General features: G+C 44.7%; 14 protein-coding genes. 8 read left to right on the top strand and 6 right to left on the bottom strand.

Features of this window, described 5'->3' with window-relative positions:
• The first annotated feature begins 246 nt into the window (after positions 1-246).
• Positions 247-516, top strand: coding sequence for a hypothetical protein (locus QT992_RS21145; protein WP_333314332.1), 270 nt, complete (start codon positions 247-249; stop codon positions 514-516).
• Between the two features lie 21 nt (positions 517-537).
• On the opposite strand, the gene nadB is transcribed toward QT992_RS21145, so the two are convergent.
• The 4 genes from nadB to QT992_RS21125 form a co-directional block, all read right to left on the bottom strand.
• Positions 538-2,190, bottom strand: a complete 1,653-nt coding sequence (gene nadB, locus QT992_RS21140; RefSeq protein ID WP_333337506.1) for an L-aspartate oxidase — start codon at positions 2,188-2,190, stop codon at positions 538-540.
• 323 nt (positions 2,191-2,513) lie between these two features.
• On the bottom strand, positions 2,514-2,948 hold the full coding sequence (gene psbU / locus QT992_RS21135) for a photosystem II complex extrinsic protein PsbU (protein WP_333314329.1): 435 nt from the start codon (positions 2,946-2,948) through the stop codon (positions 2,514-2,516).
• A 255-nt stretch (positions 2,949-3,203) separates the two neighbouring features.
• Positions 3,204-4,160, bottom strand: a complete 957-nt coding sequence (locus QT992_RS21130) for an adenylate/guanylate cyclase domain-containing protein (RefSeq protein ID WP_333337504.1) — start codon at positions 4,158-4,160, stop codon at positions 3,204-3,206.
• 553 nt (positions 4,161-4,713) lie between these two features.
• The gene (locus QT992_RS21125; protein ID WP_333337502.1) at positions 4,714-5,202 is read right to left on the bottom strand and encodes a zinc ribbon domain-containing protein; all 489 of its coding nucleotides are present in this window, start codon (positions 5,200-5,202) and stop codon (positions 4,714-4,716) included.
• Positions 5,203-5,564: 362 nt separating this feature from the next.
• Between QT992_RS21125 and QT992_RS21120 the strand changes: the two genes are divergently transcribed.
• The 5 genes from QT992_RS21120 (at position 5,565) to QT992_RS21100 (ending at position 13,261) form a co-directional block, all read left to right on the top strand.
• Positions 5,565-6,659: a thioester reductase domain-containing protein gene (locus QT992_RS21120; RefSeq protein ID WP_333337499.1), complete on the top strand. Its 1,095-nt coding sequence runs from the start codon at positions 5,565-5,567 to the stop codon at positions 6,657-6,659.
• A gap of 203 nt (positions 6,660-6,862) precedes the next feature.
• Positions 6,863-9,679, top strand: a complete 2,817-nt coding sequence (locus QT992_RS21115; RefSeq protein ID WP_333337497.1) for an ATP-binding protein — start codon at positions 6,863-6,865, stop codon at positions 9,677-9,679.
• A gap of 48 nt (positions 9,680-9,727) precedes the next feature.
• A complete protein-coding gene (locus tag QT992_RS21110) occupies positions 9,728-10,960 on the top strand; it encodes a response regulator (RefSeq protein WP_333314323.1) in 1,233 nt (410 codons plus the stop codon).
• A gap of 733 nt (positions 10,961-11,693) precedes the next feature.
• Positions 11,694-12,485: an imidazole glycerol phosphate synthase subunit HisF gene (gene hisF, locus QT992_RS21105; RefSeq protein WP_333314322.1), complete on the top strand. Its 792-nt coding sequence runs from the start codon at positions 11,694-11,696 to the stop codon at positions 12,483-12,485.
• Between the two features lie 434 nt (positions 12,486-12,919).
• The gene (locus QT992_RS21100) at positions 12,920-13,261 is read left to right on the top strand and encodes a low temperature-induced protein (protein WP_333314320.1); all 342 of its coding nucleotides are present in this window, start codon (positions 12,920-12,922) and stop codon (positions 13,259-13,261) included.
• Between the two features lie 611 nt (positions 13,262-13,872).
• Here QT992_RS21100 and QT992_RS21095 read toward each other — a convergent pair.
• Positions 13,873-14,889: a sulfate/molybdate ABC transporter ATP-binding protein gene (locus QT992_RS21095; RefSeq protein WP_333337494.1), complete on the bottom strand. Its 1,017-nt coding sequence runs from the start codon at positions 14,887-14,889 to the stop codon at positions 13,873-13,875.
• A 614-nt stretch (positions 14,890-15,503) separates the two neighbouring features.
• Between QT992_RS21095 and argC the strand changes: the two genes are divergently transcribed.
• A complete protein-coding gene (gene argC / locus QT992_RS21090; protein ID WP_333337491.1) occupies positions 15,504-16,562 on the top strand; it encodes an N-acetyl-gamma-glutamyl-phosphate reductase in 1,059 nt (352 codons plus the stop codon).
• Between the two features lie 236 nt (positions 16,563-16,798).
• Here the strand turns inward: argC and eno are convergent, their stop codons facing one another.
• A complete protein-coding gene (gene eno / locus QT992_RS21085) occupies positions 16,799-18,079 on the bottom strand; it encodes a phosphopyruvate hydratase (RefSeq protein ID WP_445300389.1) in 1,281 nt (426 codons plus the stop codon).
• On the opposite strand from eno, the gene QT992_RS21080 reads away from it, so the two are divergent.
• Entirely contained in the window at positions 18,069-18,383 is a 315-nt protein-coding gene (locus QT992_RS21080) for a hypothetical protein (protein ID WP_333337486.1), read from the top strand. The two genes, eno and QT992_RS21080, sit on opposite strands and share 11 nt — an antisense overlap.
• The last annotated feature ends 62 nt before the right edge of the window (positions 18,384-18,445 follow it).

Here is an 18,445-nt window from a genome sequence, read left to right as displayed (position 1 = left end):
ATAGATTTAGCCAAAGATAAAACTTATGAGAGCAACTTGCCGTCTCATCAAAATGTTACAAAATATTAAAATAAATCACAACCTGAAACCAAATTCAAGTCGCCAAAAAGCCTTAATATAAAAAAACTTATGTAAATTTACTAAAATTAATTAAAGTAAATGTAAAGATATCAGTGGAAATACGGAAATTGATAGATATAATAGGTGGTACGGACGTGCATCTACTCCAGTGATTTAAATAAGGCTGTGAATACTATGCGTACTTGGATTCAGCTCACAACAACGGCAACCCTGGCTGCCTGCCTGCAAGTGAATACAGTCGGCCCCGCAAATGCGGCTCGACTTGCCAGCAACTCAACTAGCAACTTAACAAAAGCCCGTAGCGCGGGCAATATCCCGACGGCATCGACCCCCAGAGTTTGGACAGTTACACCAACCTCTAGGTTGGGAAATCCCCAACAATACGAACCAGACCCGAACGGGAGCCCCAAAAGTGACGGTACGGGAACGCGCTGACCCCAAATTTTCAATCAATTTTCAATCTTCAATTCGCGGAGATTTGTACCAATTAAATTGGTTAATTAAAGTATGGCTGCACCAATCCGGATCGGTGAGGGGATAGTCCACTCGGTAATGACCGCCGCGACTTTCGGTGCGAAACGCAGCACTTTTGACAATTAAATAGCCGATATCCAATAAATTCCCAACTTCTCCCCAATTTCGCAAAATTGAGCTATTCTGGGCCTCAGCAGGGGAAAAATCAATAATTTGTCCGGGCCGCAAATTATTAAGCGTTTGACTCAAAGGCAACGAAGCAAATTCTTGCCGCCAAATCTCAAGTTGGACGATCGCCCTTTCCAAATCCCGCTGTCCTCGGCAAATTCCCGCACTCTGCCACACCAAATTCCGCAATTCGACCCGCAACTTTTCGATCGCCTCAATATCCTGTTCAGAAATCGATTTTTCCAAAATTTCCCCCGCCTCGAACCGATCGGCGAATGCCTCGGGCCTTCCACCTTCTAGCTGCAAAAGTCCCATCTGCGCCCCAAAAACCAGACATTCCAGCAGCGAATTGCTCGCCAACCGATTAGCGCCGTGTACCCCCGTGCTCGCAGTTTCTCCCACCGCGTACAAACCCGGAATCGAAGTTTGGTTAAACTTGTCAGCGACAATTCCTCCCATCCAGTAATGGGCCGCAGGCGTCACCGGCACCGGTTCGGAAAAAATATCAATTCCCCAGTCAGCGCACACTTGAATAATATTGGGAAACCTGTAGCGCAGTCGATCGACCGCAATCGGGCGCAAATCCAGCCAAACATGAGGTTCCCCCGTCTTCTGCAAGTGGCGGAAAATAGCGCGGCTGACAACATCCCTAGGGGCGAGTTCCCCGCTGGGGTGAGAGTCAAAAGCAAAGCGATATCCCTTACTGTCAACCAAATGAGCTCCTTCTCCCCGCACCGCTTCGCTAATGAGAAACCTCGGCGCGCCCGCTGTGCTCAGCGCCGTCGGGTGAAACTGCACAAATTCTAAATCTCGCAGCAGCGCCCCGGCGCGCCACGCAATTGCCACCCCGTCCCCGGTACTTACCGACGGATTGGTCGTTTGAGCAAAAACCTGTCCCCCGCCGCCTGTCGCCAGCACCACCGCTTTGGCCCGCAGCCACTTGACTTGTGATCCGCAAATCGAGCTAATCCCCTGACAGCGCCCGGTTTTGTCTAGCCACAGACTCAAAGCAAAGGCAGGAGATACGAGTTGAATGTTTTTGCGGCTTAATACTTTTGCTGTCAGCGTACTGATAACGGCTTTGCCCGTAGTGTCGGCGGCGTGGAGCACTCGGCGGCGGGAGTGGGCTGCTTCTAGGGTGAGGGCTAAATCTGGGCCGGTGCGATCGAATGCAACGCCCATTTTCACCAGGGAGTCAATGCAAGCACCAGCTTCCTCGACTAAAAATTTCACCGCATCCAAATCGCAAAGACCTGCTCCCGCAGCCAGTGTATCCTGAACGTGCAGCGCTGCGGAATCTTCAGGGGCGATCGCCGCGGCAATCCCTCCTTGAGCCCAATCGCTGGCAGAAACAGGCAGGGTATTTTTATTGATCAAGCCCACCTGCAAATGTTCTGGCAGGCAAAGTGCCGTGTACAAACCGGCCGCGCCAGCACCTATTACCAATACGTCAAATTTGTCAGTCATAAGTCTGCCGCCAGTCGATTTTAGATTTTAGATTTTAGATTTTAGATTTTAGAATTGAGTCTACAGATGAATCTGGGGACTTGAACTAATGTCAGTCAAGGGATTTTAGATTTTAGATTTTAGATTTTAGATTTTAGATGAATCAGGGGAACCCGCTGATTTCAATCTAGCGAATTTTGGTCGGCTTTTGCCGAATGGTGGTTGAAAGTAAGTCTTGATAAATTAAAGGCAGAAGTCATCAGCCTAAGAGAAAAAAAATCTTTTCTTTCGGCCGAATCCCTTCTGCCCAATGACTTCTGCCTTCAAATGAGGCCCGCTGCTACCTAGTCGTAGAGACCGTTATTCAACCTGGTGTCTCCTTCAATAAAGACTGATTCGACATCAGTTACGGTGAATTTGTCCAAGTTAGCTTGCAGCACTTTTTTCTGAGCTTCCGTCAAGTCTGAAATGTTGAGTACGTCCTCAACTTTTTCGTAAGGAGCGTTCTTAATAATTAGTCCAGCTAAAGTGGGATACAACCCTCGATATTGGCGAAAGTCCCGGACGGCGCTGTTGTTCAAATCAAGTTTTTTGCCGTATTCTGTGGCAAGCTTCTCATCGGCGCGATTGGTTCTAGCCGGAGCTTCAACAGCTAGGAGCGAGGATGATGGCAAGACGATACGGCTTAATGACGCCGCGATCGCGCTTTGGTCTCCAGCCCATGCAAAGCAGCCCAGCACTAAGCCCAATACTGCCAATAGACGACCCAATCGTTTCATGAAGTTTTGTCTCCCAATTTCATACACAGCATTTATGTAGAGACTACCATTTTGCTTATGCAGTTTTTCAGACAAATCCGCAGCAGGCAGATATCTGTTATAAAATTTACCTTTAGGTATTGACAACTCTGAGGACATATGATATAATCTGCTTTTTAAGCATCGCAGGCAAGTTTATCAAAGGCACTCCAAATTAAAAACTCGGACTGCCATTTTAAAGGGTTAATTTTTGCCCTGCACCCAATTTTCTAGCTATCAAGAACTCTTTCCTTTCGTTTTGAGAAAAGCGTTCAAGTCAGCATAAGTACCGCCGTAAGCCACGCTGGGATGGTCGTAACCCTTCAAAGCAACGGTGTGCTGCTCGAAAGCGCCCTGGGCCCCCAATTGCGTCAGGTATTTGTAGGTAGTTTCTCCCACAGCGATATCCTTACCGATTTGCTTAGTGCAAGATTCAAGGCGAAATGCTGCGTTTACAGTATCTCCCAAGGCGGTATAGTCCGATCGATCGCTGCTGCCAGAATTCCCCACCATTGCATAACCGGTATTGATGCCGGCCCCGACTCGCAAAGGAAAAGGCAGGGGGTAACGGCTGCTGAGTTCGTCTGTGGCCTTGTGCAGTTCGCTCAAAGCTTGGCAAATCCGCATCATTTCCTCGGTACTGACACCGCTGGTTTTGTGGAACCAGACTGCCATGATGGCATCACCGATGTATTTGTCCACCCAACTGCCGTGTTCGCGAATGATCTGTCCTGCTTTGCGGAACCAATTGCCGATGACTTCCGAGAGGAGGGTTTCGTCTAGCTGCCTAGTCAAAACTGTAAAGTCTCGGATGTCCATTACCATGACGCTAATCAGGCTACGCACCGTCAAAGTCGCCGTAAAATCTTCAGAGTCTGTCTCGTGTATTGGAGCGTGTCGGTGGCCGGCGCTTGGGTTGTAGAAGTCCAATTCGGTTTGACCGAAAATAATCCGATCGCCATTTCGGAGAGTGACAGGAATACTGACCCGCCGCCCGTTGACAAAGGAACCATTGCGGCTGCCCAAGTCGATTAGGTAGAACTCTCCTGTCTCCATTTGCTGTAACATCGCGTGATTGCGGGAAATCCAGCGATCTGTCAGTACAAAATTATTGTCATCGCTCCGCCCTACTGTCCAGCAATTGCTGCCGGAGAGCGGCAAGTAGCGATTGCCGCCTTCTGTGCGAAGTACCATATGTGGATTGGGTTGCACTCGTCACAACAGTCCTAGAAACGACACAAAATTAACCGATTTGAGATTTGAGACTTCAGATTTTAGATTTTTTAGTCCATCATCGATGCACCTAGCCCCTGCGGGAGTGGTCAACCATAAATTCGATCGAGCGAGCGAAGGTATTTATGATTCGATCTACCAAAGCAGCCCGTAAAAACAGACTGTCTACCAAGATTGTACCTGATAATACTGCCTGCCCCGGAGGGGAGACAACTTTTATTTATTTTGATGGGCCCGAAAAAAGTGGGAAAATGCCTCTCTGGCTAGGCGGCTAGCCTGTACACACAAGTCCGAAATCTTTCAACACCATTCCTGAAACCCAAGTTTCGCATGAATCTCAGAAAGCAAGCTTATTTTCCTGAATTTTAAGTTATTGATTCGGGAAAACCAGAAATCAAGATTCTAGGAAACAGGGTTTCTACAAAATGGGTCAGCGAGCAACTTGTCTGTACAGGGTAGAGCTAGGCGGGGGGTAGGGGGTGTGGGCTGCTATGCAGATCCAGAGTTCTGTGCACTACTCCCTATGGTGTAAGCTTCCAATTTCAACCGGAACAGCCGATCGTACCGAAGATTTCCTTGCAACCATCAGACTTACATTCCATCCCTGGGCAGTAGTGCTAGTTCCTAACGCTAATAATCCAAGCCCTTCATCGCCAATAATGATAGCAGAATTCACATCTCTATCGTGCTTAGTTTTGGAGTTGGAACAAGTCCAGCGAGGCACTTCCAACGGAAGGCTACCCACCTGATTCAGACCTACGTGGCAACTCTTACTCGATCGTGCAAAAAACCGACCAATGTCTAGGTAAGTTTTACCGTCTCTTTCAGCCTTGTATTTCAATTGTCCGGTCAAATTTGACCATCCGCACTCGCTAATTACTTTGGCTAGGCAGTGAATTTTTACCAACTTACGGACTGCCATATTCTCAACAACGATGACTTGGTTTTCCTGCACCAATTTGGGAGAGAGTTTTTCCTGAAAATTATCACGAGCGTTTGCCATGTTTTCGTGAAACCTGGCACTATACGGGTTTTATGGCGATAATTTGAATCTTGATGTTTGCGAGATAGTTTATGCGGCTTACGGTTTATATTTTGAGATGGTGTGGTTGATTTTAGCAAAAACCATCCCCAGCTTTCCTAGAACCTTGAGGAATTTATCACCAACAAATTGTACTTTTTGTGGTAACTGAATTGATTGCTTGTCATGCGTTGACTAGAACTTCGGGAAAGATGCCCGTAATTCAAAGAAGTTGATGAATCTTCTTGATAGGTTTAGTGACATCAAATGATGCTGTTTTGGCCGTCTTAGATGAAACTATTCACCCCTTGACAATTAACAGATTTCGACCGAAGCACATTTTCTTGACAGGGGCAACGGGTTTTGTTGGTGCTTTTCTATTGCACGAATTGTTGCTGCATAATCCCCAAGCGACTATTTATTGTTTAGTTCGTGCTGATAATTTGGAATCCGCGACCTCTCGACTGCGTAGCACTCTGCAAAATTACGAAATTTGGGAAGAAGAATTTAGTAGGAGAATTCTCCCCATAGTTGGAGATTTATCACAGCCATCTTTGGGACTGTCCACACCCCATTTTAGTGAATTAGCAGATGTCATTGATGTGATTTATCACTGTGGTGCTTATGTCAATTTGGTTTATCCCTACAGTGCGTTACGGGATGCAAATGTGGGCGGAACAAAGGAGATATTGCGTCTAGCCACCCTGACTAAAATTACACCTGTCCACTATATTTCTACTCTGGATATCTTTCAATCGTCGAACTATGATGGTATGAAATTAATTGCCGAAACAGACGATTTACTTAGTGCTGAAGGATATTCAGATGGTTATGCTCAAAGTAAATGGGCGGCAGAAAAATTAGTTATGGCTGCCCGCGATCGCGGTTTACCAGTTTCCATCTATCGCTTGGGAATGGTGACCGGTCATAGCAAAACAGGTGCTTTTCAACTCAGCAATACGATTTGTTTGATAATCAAGGGATTGATTCAATTAGGGTATGGCCCTGAATTAGATATCAAGATGAGTCTCGCTCCTGTGGATTATATTGTTCAGGCGATTCGGTATTTATCGCATCAACCCGAGTCTCTTAACAAGACATTTCATGTATTAAGCCCCCATGTATTATCGATGAAACAACTTATCTTGAATCTTAACACCCTGGGTTATGCCCTCCCTTCTATTCCTTACCCGCAGTGGCAGGCAAAACTACTCAATATGTCTCCCGATAATGCTTTAACTCCGATGGCTTCTCTATTTCTAAAAAAAATATCTAATAGCCCAAAAACTTTTATCGAGACAACATCTTTTGTCTGTCAAAAGTTTGATGACCGCAACACTCAGGATGGACTGGTCGGTACTGATATTCTCTGTCCTCCCATTAATGATTCCGTATTAAAGGCTTATTTATCCTATTTCCATCGTCAAGGTTTTTTGTGATATAGTAAAACTAAATGATTTGTCCCACCCTTGTAGGGTAGTGATCCGTGCGTAGCCTATCGATCGGGTTAACAACAGGGGAATTACCCTACCCAAAGTTACAGAATTAATTGAAAAATGCTATATAATAGTTATTTTACCTAATTTAATTTTTGGTTATGTAGAGGATAATAATGAAGAGAAATTGGCTCGCGAACTTAAAATTGTCTGACTCTCTCCTCTCCCCAACTCGCCACAACAGAAATAGACCCCCAGAGTCGCTGACCAAACAAACACTCTTGAAGATAGCTTTGGGTATGGGGATGGTTGTTATCGCCTCCACAGCTATTAGCTATTTCCAAATAATCTCACGAATTACTGCTAATTCCCTCACGCAGTTAGAGCAATACATAAAATTACGAGCCACACGCGAAAGAGCAATATTTATATTAGCTGAAGAGAACCATGAGTTACTCAAGCAAGCTTTATTAGAGCAACTAAAAGCAGAAGCAAATCGCGATCCTGAAGCTGAATTCGATGAAAATTTTGTTAGATATTCAGATGGCTCAATTCGCAATCTTCCTGACCTATTTCAAATAGAAAAAACTGCGGGAGTATTCCTAGGAAAAAATGTCAATGTTGATACTGAAATGCAGCGAAGAATAGTTGCTTTCTATAAAACAATAAATGCTTATGGCCCAGCATGGCGCCATCGCTTTGCTAACACCTATACGCAAATTCCTGAGAATGGTCTGATCATTTATATGCACCAGTATCCCTGGGCGCTTAAAGCACCTTCTAGGGACTCGTTCCGCGTCACAGATGATGAGTCATTCCAAATTACCCGCCCTATCTACAATCCAGAACGCAAAACAGTCTGGACAGGCATTTATTACGACCAAGTAGCTGTAGCTTGGATGGCATCCTGTGTGACACCATTAGATGTAGATGGCAAGCATATTGCTACAATCGGGCATGATATTTTAATAGAGGATTTGCAGAAACGGACTATTAATGAAGGACTCAAAGGCACATACAACATGATTTTTCGAGCCGATGGGCGGCTAGTAGCTCACCCAGAACTTATGCAAAGTATTCAAAAGGGAAATGGACAATTCTCCATCGCCCAATCAGGAGATCCTCATCTGCGGCAAATTTATGAATTAGTCATGAATCATAAACAGGAAAATATGATTATTGACAATCCTGACTATGATGAATACTTGGGTATTACTAGAATTGATGAGCCAAATTGGTACTTGGTCACAGTTTTCCCCAAATCTCTGCTAACCCAAGAAGCCTTAGCTACTGCTCGCATGATTCTAGTGCTAGGGCTAAGTGCATTACTGATTGAAATTATTATTGTGTTCTTAATTTTACGGCGAGAAATTTCTACACCCCTCAATAAATTAATCGCTGCAACGGAGAGTATTGCTGCGGGAAATCTTGATATTCAAGTTAATGTCAACCGCCAAAATGAATTGGGTCGTTTGGGATATGTATTTAACAAAATGGCTCAGCAAGTCCGCGAATCTTTTGCCGCGCTTGCGAAAACTAATGAGGAATTGGAACTGCGAGTTGAAGATAGAACTGTAGAGCTTAAACAAGCGAAAGAAGTTGCCGATACAGCTAACCGTGCTAAGAGCGAGTTTCTGGCTAATATGAGCCACGAACTGCGGACACCTCTCAATGGTATCTTAGGATATGCCCAAATTCTCCAGCGCTCGAAACACATAGTTGAGTCAGATAAAAAAGGAATTAATATTATTAACCAATGTGGCTCTCACCTACTGACTCTGATTAACGATATCCTTGATTTTTCTAAAATCGAGGCCCGAAAAATGGAAATATATCCTACAGATTTTCATTTGCCCGCTTTTCTGCAAGCAGTCGTTGAAATTTGTCGAATTAGGGCAGATCAAAAGGGAATTGATTTTATCTATACCATCGAAGGTCAACTCCCCGTTGGCATTTTTGCGGATGAAAAACGCTTGCGACAGGTATTGATTAACTTATTAGGCAATGCTATTAAGTTTACGGAACAAGGTAGCGTGCAATTTATAATTAAATCAAAACTCTTGGAAGATGAGGTCAGGGAACGACCTTTATATCGAATTATGTTTCAAGTGGAAGATACTGGAATTGGGATAGCGAGCGATCATGTTAAAAATATCTTTTTGCCCTTTGAGCAGTCTGGTAATATGAAGAAGCAATCAGAAGGGACTGGACTAGGATTAGCTATCAGCAAAAACATTATTGATATGATGGGCAGTACGTTGGAAGTTGAAAGTGAATTAGGCAAAGGTAGTGTTTTCTGGTTTGAGATAGATTTACCCGAAGCTAAGGAATGGGCAAAAAATTCTAAAACTTCTGAGCAGGGCCTTATTATTGGTTTTAAGGGCGATAAGCCCAAAGTTCTAGTAGTAGATGACCGTTGGGAAAACCGTTCTGTTATTGTCAATTTACTCAGCCCTATTGGATTTATAGTTTATGAGGCTGAAAATGGCCAAAAAGGACTTGATAAAATTGCTGATGTTCAACCAAATCTGGTGATTACTGATATTGTTATGCCGATAATGGATGGCTATGAAATGGTTAAAAGTTTGCGACAATTACCATCATTTGCTAATTTATCAGTGATCGTGTCTTCAGCCAGTGTGTTCGAGTCCGATCTGCAAAAAAGTATAGAGATTGGAGCTAATGAATTTTTGCCCAAACCTATCGAAGCTGATAGCCTGTTAAATACGCTCAAATCTCTACTGAAATTAGAATGGATATATGAAGAGAAATTACAACCGCCAAGCACAAGAGAATTGACCAAAGAAGTGGTTGAGATTGTGCCACCTTCGCATGAGGACTTGCTAATATTGTATAATCTTAGTCGTAAGGGATTGATTAACGATTTACTACAAGAGTTGACGAGGATTGAACTGATAGACAAGGAGTTTATCCCTTTTATTCAACATCTGCGCGAATTTGCTAAAGCTTTCAAGCTAAAACAGGTGCGAACTTACATAGAGCAATACCTAAATACTCCCTAGCCCCAAAAAAGTTGTAAATTTATGTATCCCATCCCCAGTAAGTTATGTATGACTGAAAAGTCAGAAAATCAATCTATTTTGATTGTAGATGATAATCCCAATAACCTAGAAGTTCTAGCCCACATATTGACCGACGTGGGTTATCAAGTTTCCGTTGCTCTTGATGGTGAAACTGCGATTGAACAAGTAGAATATCATCCGCCCGAACTAATTTTATTAGATATAATGATGCCGCCCGGTATTGATGGATTTGAGACTTGTCGGCGATTGAAAGCCAATCCCTTAACCTGCGAAATTCCCATAATTTTTTTAAGTGCTTTATCTGATTCACATAATAAAGTCAATGGATTATCTGTAGGAGCCGTAGATTATATTTCTAAGCCTTTCCAAAGTGAAGAAGTTTTAGCGAGGATTAGAATTCATTTAAAATTATATCATCTAACTAAAAAACTCGAACAACAGAAGCAACTGCTAGAAGAAAAAGTGGAATTACGCACTGTAGAATTATTAGCAGCTAAAGAAGCAGCCGAAGCAGCCAACATTGCCAAAAGCCAGTTTCTCGCTAACATGAGCCATGAGCTCCGCACCCCTCTCAATGCGATTATTGGCTATAGCGAAATGTTGCAAGAAGAAGCCGAAGATTTAGATCAAAAATTTTTTATCCCCGACCTGAAAAAAATCAACGGTGCAGGCACACATTTACTTGGACTAATTAACGACATTCTTGACTTGTCGAAAATTGAATCGGGGAAGGTTGAAATTTACTTAGAAACCGTTGATATCTCAGATTTAATTAGGGAAGTCATCACGATGATTAAGCCACTGGTGGAGAAGAATGCTAATGTATTGGTAGTTAACTGTGAACCCAATTTGGGAGATATGAAAACTGACTTAACTAAGGTACGTCAGAGCTTATTTAATCTGCTTAGTAATGCCAGCAAATTTACAAAAAAAGGCATAATTACTATTAAGGTAGAAAAAAGATATAGAAAATCTGGAATAGCCGATGGAGAAGAACAGAAATCAGCCATTCCCTATATTTTATTTAAGATAAGTGATACTGGCGTTGGCATAGCTCCAGAACGAATGGAAAAACTGTTTCAACCATTCACCCAGGCTGATGCTTCAACTACACGAGAGTATGGGGGGACTGGATTAGGGTTAGCAATTACTAGAAATTTGTCTCGGATTATGGGTGGAGATACGTTGGTTGAAAGCGAGGTGGGTAAGGGTTCTACTTTTACTCTTATACTGCCTGCAGAAGTGATACTCCCCAAGTAAAACCCGTGTTCATAATTGCACTGTAAAAAACAATTTTTAGAAAAGTGCCTATTTTACATCCGCCCATTTTTATGACGGTCGGCGATTTTTAAGAAATCGGGCAAAAGAGCAAGAAGCTGTGGCGTGTCAAAGTTTATTCCAGCAGAAACGTTTTGAATAATATTAATAATTTTTTAGCATACCCCGAATCGGACTGATTAAGTTCTGTTGTTCTGAGATTAACTGGTGGTAAGGAGCCTAGGGAACCACTAAGAGTAAAAATCCTCTATGCTAGAGTAAGCTGCTAAATGCCCTATATCTCGCTTTTGACCGAAAGCATCCAGGATACCAGCCCCCGGATTCATTCCGAAAGCAGACTCAGGACCGGTGAAATAAAAAACCTGTATCCGATGAAACTTGCCCCCCGAATTTCTCTCGCGCAAGTCAATGCTTCAATTCTAAAATCTAAAATCTAAAATCTAAAATCTAAAATCGATTGACGGCTTAGTTGAGGCAATCGTTGCGACATTTATGATGATTTATCAAATTTTTAAAACGAATTTTATTTATTGTTACCGTCTTGTGATAGCTGAGAGATTGGTTATTTCTGGCCTGTCCAACTCCTTCTCCAGCTAGGAGTGAAGACCACAAACAGGACGGCAAAAAATAACCCTGGCTTTCATTCCACCGCTAAGATGAGTACAGTTATAGCGGGGGACTTCCCGCCGAGTAAGTTAAATTGGAAGAGAATTGTATGTTGTCGAAAAGAATTTTACCTTGTCTGGATGTGAAAGCCGGTCGCGTGGTCAAAGGTGTGAATTTTGTCAACCTTAAGGATGCTGGCGATCCGGTAGAAATGGCTCAGGTTTACAATGATGCGGGTGCTGACGAGTTGGTGTTTCTGGACATTACGGCGACTCACGAAGACCGGAATATTATGATCGATGTGGTGTACCGCACGGCCGATCGAGTATTTATCCCTTTGACGGTGGGCGGCGGCATCCAATCCTTAGACACAATTAAAAGTTTGTTGAGGGCGGGCGCTGATAAGGTGAGTATTAATTCGGCGGCGGTGCGCGATCCGAGTTTAATTGACAAAGCTAGCGATCGATTTGGCAATCAGTGCATTGTAGTGGCGATCGACGCTCGCAAACGGCAAGACGCAGATAATCCTGGTTGGGACGTGTACGTGCGCGGAGGGCGAGAAAATACCGGCAAAGATGCGATCGCCTGGGCCAAGGAAGCCGAACAGCGTGGCGCCGGCGAAATTCTGGTGACAAGCATGGACTCGGACGGCACTCAAGCCGGTTACGATTTGGAATTAACTCGAAGCATTGCCGAAATTGTCGAAATTCCCGTCATTGCTTCCGGCGGCGCCGGCAACTGCCACCACATCTACGAAGCCGTGACACAGGGCAAAGCAGAAGCAGCCCTGCTGGCTTCCCTGCTGCATTACGGGCAACTCAGTGTAGGAGAAATTAAAACTTATCTAGCAAAATGTCAAGTTCCCGTGCGACAGCAGCAGCCATTAGTTATTAGTCATTAGTCAGTAGATAGTCGGGCGCATCTTAATATCTTGCAACATTTTCAACAAATCGCTCTGGGGGTTGACTCACGGGCCCTCTCACATTGCAAACAGGTTAAATAAACCCGCCGCCACCCCACGATCGAACCAGTTACTGAGATTTATACCGCTATGTGAGGCGCATCCGAAGGCACTTATAGAGAATTTTTTTGATTCTCCACAAGTGCCTTCTACATAAATGTCTTGGGGCGATCGACTCCTGTCAACTAGAAATATTCCCTGAGAAGGATTTCAAATCCCAGCTTTTTCAGCTAAATATAATATGTTAGCTCAATTTGAAAGAAAGCAACGGTTGCTCTTCTCAAACTTGAGTTAAAGATTGTGCAGAATTTGAGTGAGCTTCAGCCTGTTAACAATCTTAGCGATCAAAACTTCTAAAAACGGAGAAATTTTGTATGTCTTTTATCAGCTTTAACTTCCCTGCCAAGCGTTTAGTCCGCAGTTTAATAGCTGTTTGTTTTTGTGCTTTGATGTTTGTTTCTAATGCTTTCCCCGCTTTTGCCGTTACTAGCAGCCCCACCAAAGGTGAAGACCAACTTTTAGGGATTGAAAAAGAATCTCAAGAAGCTGTACTGAAAAAACCAATGTCCTTGGAAGAAACTCAAGAAAAAGCCAGCAAAGGGCCTAACGAAGTTCAGGGAGACGCTGACATTGAAAAAATGAAAAATCCTTCCAATACACAAGCTACATCCTTTGAGCAACAAGTCAAAAAAGCTGTCAACAAAATTAAAGACTAACTCAGCGCGCAGTAGTCAGCGGACAGTTGTCAGTTTGACACTCCCCTGCCTAAAGGCGAGGGGATTCTTAATTCAGCGACTGACCTTTAAGTGTTACGTCCTTTCGGCAATACTCAAACCTTTTAACCGTGGGAATTCCACCAATTAACGAGCCTGATTCGCAGCCACCCCAGAGGGTCTATCTCCAAAAGCTTACTAGGATACTGACAAGCGAGTTTGGGTGTGCCCCACCCTACTTAACAAGACTAGAATAGTTTGTTTTTCTGGTTTTGAGACTGTGTTAAGCCTCTAGCTGTTTAAAGAGTTTTCGCCGCTCTTTGCCCCCCGGTTTATGCCTAAAAGTGTGTCTCATGTCCCGTTTCACGATGGCAAAGGAGTTTAACCTCGACTATTGCAGTATACCACGATTACTGGAATTGCCAGAAGTTTTAGGAATAAATTAAAGCCGTCCTAAAAGGACGGGGTTTTAGACCCAACTCCTTTGATAAAAGATTAGGGACACGGCGTGGTGCCGTGTCCCTAGATTTTTTTTTGTAGAGACACCGCACCCCGCCACCTCCTTTGAAAGGCAGTATCCAATCTAAATTTAGCTTTAGTTTTCAGAATTCGTCTTAGATGGAATAAAAAAGTGGAAAGGACTTGGCATCTTTCGGCTTTACGAACACTCTTTGCTGGGGCTGCAAGTGCAAGCTATCGAATCTTTCTCTAGTCAAATTAGCGTTTACTACTTGACCGTCATCTAAGGTTAATTCTACCTGTATTTCCCATCCCAAATGAATCAAGCGACTGATTCTTGCAGGCACTGTTGCACTATTTTCTGTAGTTTCAATTACTACGTCGTGAGGGCGCAAGAAAATCTCTGGGTTGGCTGAGTCAAAGCCGTTGTCTTGAAACATTCTTGAACTGCTGGGCAATACATTGACTGGACCGATAAAACTCATTACGAAAGCACTAGCGGGATGGTCGTAAATTTCTGCGGGTGTGCCAACTTGTTCGATTTTACCTTTATTCATTACTGTAATTCGATCGGCAACTTCCATCGCTTCTTCTTGATCGTGCGTCACAAAGACTGTGGTAACGTGAACTTCGTCGTGCAGTCGCCGCAACCAAGCGCGCAAATCTTTGCGAACTTTGGCATCGAGAGCTCCAAAAGGTTCGTCTAGCAGTAACACTTTCGGTTCCACAGCCAGGGCTCTGGCGAGGGCCACCCGCTGCCGCTGGCCCCCTGAAAGTTGCGACGGGTATCTATCGCCCAATCCTGCCAATTGCACTAAATTCAACAATTCTTCTACCCGCGATTTGACTTTCGCGGGCGGTGTTTTCTGAATTTGCAGCCCGAAAGCGATGTTTTTTCGCACTGTCATGTGCTTGAATAGCGCGTAGTGCTGAAACACGAACCCAATTTTGCGGTCTTGGACGCTAGTATTGGTCGCATCTTGGCCAGTCAGCCAGATTTTGCCAGAGTCGGGCATTTCTAAACCGGCAATCAGTCGCAGCAGTGTAGACTTGCCGGAACCAGACGGGCCCAGCAATGCGACTAGGGAACCCGATTCAATTTCTAAGCTGACTCGATCGAGTGCTTGGAAACTGCCAAACTGTTTTGATATGTTTTCTACAACGATGGCCATAGGTAGGAAGAAGGAAGAGGTTCGAGGTTCGAGGTTCGAGGTTCGAGGTTCGAGGTTCGAGGCAGGATACAGGAAGCAAGAGGCAAGAGGCAAGAGGGAAAAATGTTAATCTCCGGTTTGTGGATAGGTTAATGTAAGTTTTTTTATAGCACGATCGCACATCAGTTTGTTAATTTTAGGGTTTTGGCGATCGGTCAGTCGATTTTAGATTTTAGATTTTAGATTTTAGATTTTAGATTGGCGTTGCATATTGCGGGCTGATTTTGATTGTTTTGTGGGATGGGCCCATGAGCCCGTCCTGTGTATTTTCATAGCAGGCGGGACGCCTAACCCTACTCCCCACAAGAATCATCCTCAAATTATGCAACGGCTTTAGATTTACTTGCAGCTTTGAATCTGGAAGATGCAACTTTGGTCTAAAATTTTGGGCTCTCCAGAAAAGGAGTCGGGGCTTTGTATCGGTTTTTGGGCGGTGTCAAACAGCCGAAAATTAACAAAAATGCACCTCAAAAAAAAAACAACACAATTCTTTGCTACCAAAGTTGGCGTTTGGTACTACAATGCAGCAAAAGTTCAAGCGTTTTTGACTTCAACGGCTGAGGGGATAAAGGAAAATGGGAGATGTTGGACGTGTGCCTGTAGGAATTATCGGCGCTTCAGGGTACGGCGGCGTGCAACTTGTGCGACTGCTGGCGGATCACCCGGCGGCTGAAGTAGTTTATTTGGGCGGGGATAGCAGTGCAGGAAAACCTTATTCCAGCCTTTATCCGCACCTGACTAACTGCATTGATTTGACAGTCGAGGCGATCGACCTAGACAAAATAGCGGCAAAATGCGAAGTTGTGTTTCTGTCGCTGCCGAACGGTTTAGCTTGCAAAATGGCACCGACGCTGATAGAAAAAGGCTGCAAAGTCTTGGATTTGTCGGCGGACTACAGATTTGAAAATCTGGAAACTTACAAAGCTTGGTACGGCGGCGATCGATCGGACTCGGAACTGGCTGCAACGGCTGTTTACGGTTTGCCAGAATTGTATCGCGATCGAATTAAAGACGCTCAGTTAGTAGGCTGTGCCGGCTGCTACGTCACTGCTAGTTTGTTAGCCCTGGCACCTTTGCTCAAACAAGGCCTCATCGTGCCAGAAACAGCAATTATCGACGCCAAATCCGGTGCTTCGGGAGGGGGCCGGAAAGCCGAAGTTAATCTCTTGTTGGCTGAAGCAGAGGGTTCTCTGGGTGCTTACGGCGTTGGCCGCCACCGCCACACGCCAGAAATCGAGCAAATTTGCAGCGATTTAGCGGGACACGATATTAAAGTTCAGTTTACTCCCCACCTAATTCCGATGGTGCGGGGCATTCTGGCGACTGTGTACGCAACTTTGCGCGATCCGGGTTTGGTGCGGGAAGATTTAATCACAATTTTCAGCGCTTTTTACCGCAATAGTCCTTGGGTAAAAGTGTTACCGGCTGGAGTTTATCCGCAAACAAAATGGGCTTGCGGTACGAATCTTTGTTTTATCGGTGTGGAAGTCGATCCGCGTACTGACAGGGTGATTGTGCTGTCGGCGATCGACAATTTAATTAAGGGACAAGCCGGCCAAGGCATCCAGTGCATGAACTTGATGATGGGTTGGGAAGAAACTTTGGGTTTGCCACAATTGGCTTTCTATCCTTAATTATTGGGCATGGGGCATGGGGCATGGGGCATGGGCAATTGTTAATTGGTAATGGGTGGGGCGGGTTTACGAGATTGTTGGTTTTAGGCAATTATTTCTGGTAAAACCCGCCCCTACAGGATGCCCAATTCCCGATGCCCGATGCCCAATTCCCGATGCCCGATGCCCAATTCCCGATGCCCGATGCCCAATTCCCGATGCCCGATGCCCGATGCCCGATGCCCGATTCCCAAGTGTTATTTTGGCCCGTAACCGATCGAGCCTGCATAAATTGCCCGATCGCCCAATTCATCCTCAATCCGTAACAAACGGTTGTATTTGGCAACTCGTTCGCTGCGACACAAAGAACCAGTCTTGATTTGGCCGGCGCGAGTCGCTACGGCTAAATCGGCAATGGTGGTATCTTCAGTTTCACCGGAACGGTGGCTGATGATCGATCGATAGCTGTTCCGTTTGCCCAGGTCGATCGTATCCAAAGTCTCTGTCAAAGAACCAATTTGATTCAGCTTAATCAAAATCGAATTGCTAGCTTTCAAATCAATTCCTTTTTGCAGCCGCGTGCGATTAGTAACAAACAAATCGTCACCAACCAATTGAACTTTGCTGCCCATTTTCTGCGTCAGCGCTACCCAACTTTCCCAATCGTCTTCATGCAAACCATCTTCAATGGAAACAATGGGATATTGACTCACCAAACCATCCAAATAATCGATTAATTCTGCAGGCGAATGAGCAACACCGTCGTAAGTGTACTGCCCATCTTTGTAAAATTCGCTAGCAGCAACATCCAAAGCTAAAGCAACTTGTTCACCTGGTTTATAGCCAGCTTTTTCAATAGCTGCAATCAACAAATCCAAAGCTGCTTGATTGGATTTAAGATTAGGCGCAAAACCGCCTTCATCACCCACACCAGTCAGCAAACCCTCAGCTTTTAAGACTTTACTCAAGGATTCAAAGACCTCTGCACCCCAGCGTAAAGCTTCTTTAAAAGATGGTGCACCCACAGGGACAATCATAAATTCTTGAATGTCCACATTATTGTTAGCGTGAGATCCCCCGTTGATCACGTTCATCAAAGGCACGGGTAAAACGTTCGCCAAGGGCCCGCCCAAGTAGCGGTAAAGGGGGAGTCCTAAAGTCTCGGCGGCCGCCTTTGCTGTGGCTAAGGAGACTCCGAGAATGGCATTTGCGCCGAGGTGGGATTTGTTGGGAGAACCGTCCAAGTCAATCATGGTTTTGTCTACCAGCGCTTGGTCGATCGCATCTAGATTAGCCAAAGCGGGGGCAATTTTGTGCTCGACGTTAGCGACGGCTTTTAGGACTCCTTTGCCACCATAACGGCTTTTGTCGTCGTCGCGGAGTTCGTGGGCTTCAAAAGAGCCTGTAGATGCGCCGCTGGGGACTTGGGCGAGCCCCACAACACCGTTAGCTAGGTAAACTTCAGCTTCAATGGTGGGGCGGCCACGGGAGTCGAGGATTTCTCTGGCTTGAATAGATTCGATCGCAGTGTCTAGCATATTAATTATTCCCGACTTAACTCAAGGTTTCATGACAATTAGCAGCCTCTGGGTTTTCCCACGCTTACTGCTGACGGGTAATAGATTACGCGATCCCCAGAATTATTGGTACACAGTTCAAAATATTTGCGGATTTGGACGAGCAGATTGGTGTCAATGGGAGCATCTCAATGAAAGCAGCCCTCCGCTAGAAATTGGAGCCAGGAGCCAGGAGTCAGGAGTCAGGAGGAAAGAAGAAGAAGGAAGAAGGAAGGAGGAAGAAGGAAGGAGCCATAATAAGTGTTTTTACGTGCGATTCGTTTAACCTAAATGGGTAGAAATACTCAGGGACGGTTAGCCTAACCAATTGGTTAGGACAACTAAATA

The organism is Microcoleus sp. T3_D1 (assembly GCF_036700405.1).
In the GTDB taxonomy this organism is placed as follows: domain Bacteria; phylum Cyanobacteriota; class Cyanobacteriia; order Cyanobacteriales; family Microcoleaceae; genus Microcoleus.
Note: the sequence above shows the minus strand (reverse complement) of the source record. Positions and strands in the feature narration are given on the sequence as shown.

Excerpts from the sequence above, each read along its gene's own strand:
- nadB (WP_333337506.1), bottom strand. The coding sequence starts at position 2,190 with ATGACTGACAAATTTGACGTATTGGTAATAGGTGCTGGCGCGGCCGGT.
- psbU (WP_333314329.1), bottom strand. The coding sequence starts at position 2,948 with ATGAAACGATTGGGTCGTCTATTGGCAGTATTGGGCTTAGTGCTGGGC.
- QT992_RS21130 (WP_333337504.1), bottom strand. The coding sequence starts at position 4,160 with ATGGTACTTCGCACAGAAGGCGGCAATCGCTACTTGCCGCTCTCCGGC.
- QT992_RS21125 (WP_333337502.1), bottom strand. The coding sequence starts at position 5,202 with ATGGCAAACGCTCGTGATAATTTTCAGGAAAAACTCTCTCCCAAATTG.
- QT992_RS21110 (WP_333314323.1), top strand. The coding sequence starts at position 9,728 with ATGACTGAAAAGTCAGAAAATCAATCTATTTTGATTGTAGATGATAAT.
- hisF (WP_333314322.1), top strand. The coding sequence starts at position 11,694 with ATGTTGTCGAAAAGAATTTTACCTTGTCTGGATGTGAAAGCCGGTCGC.
- QT992_RS21100 (WP_333314320.1), top strand. The coding sequence starts at position 12,920 with ATGTCTTTTATCAGCTTTAACTTCCCTGCCAAGCGTTTAGTCCGCAGT.
- QT992_RS21095 (WP_333337494.1), bottom strand. The coding sequence starts at position 14,889 with ATGGCCATCGTTGTAGAAAACATATCAAAACAGTTTGGCAGTTTCCAA.
- argC (WP_333337491.1), top strand. The coding sequence starts at position 15,504 with ATGGGAGATGTTGGACGTGTGCCTGTAGGAATTATCGGCGCTTCAGGG.
- eno (WP_445300389.1), bottom strand. The coding sequence starts at position 18,079 with ATGCTAGACACTGCGATCGAATCTATTCAAGCCAGAGAAATCCTCGAC.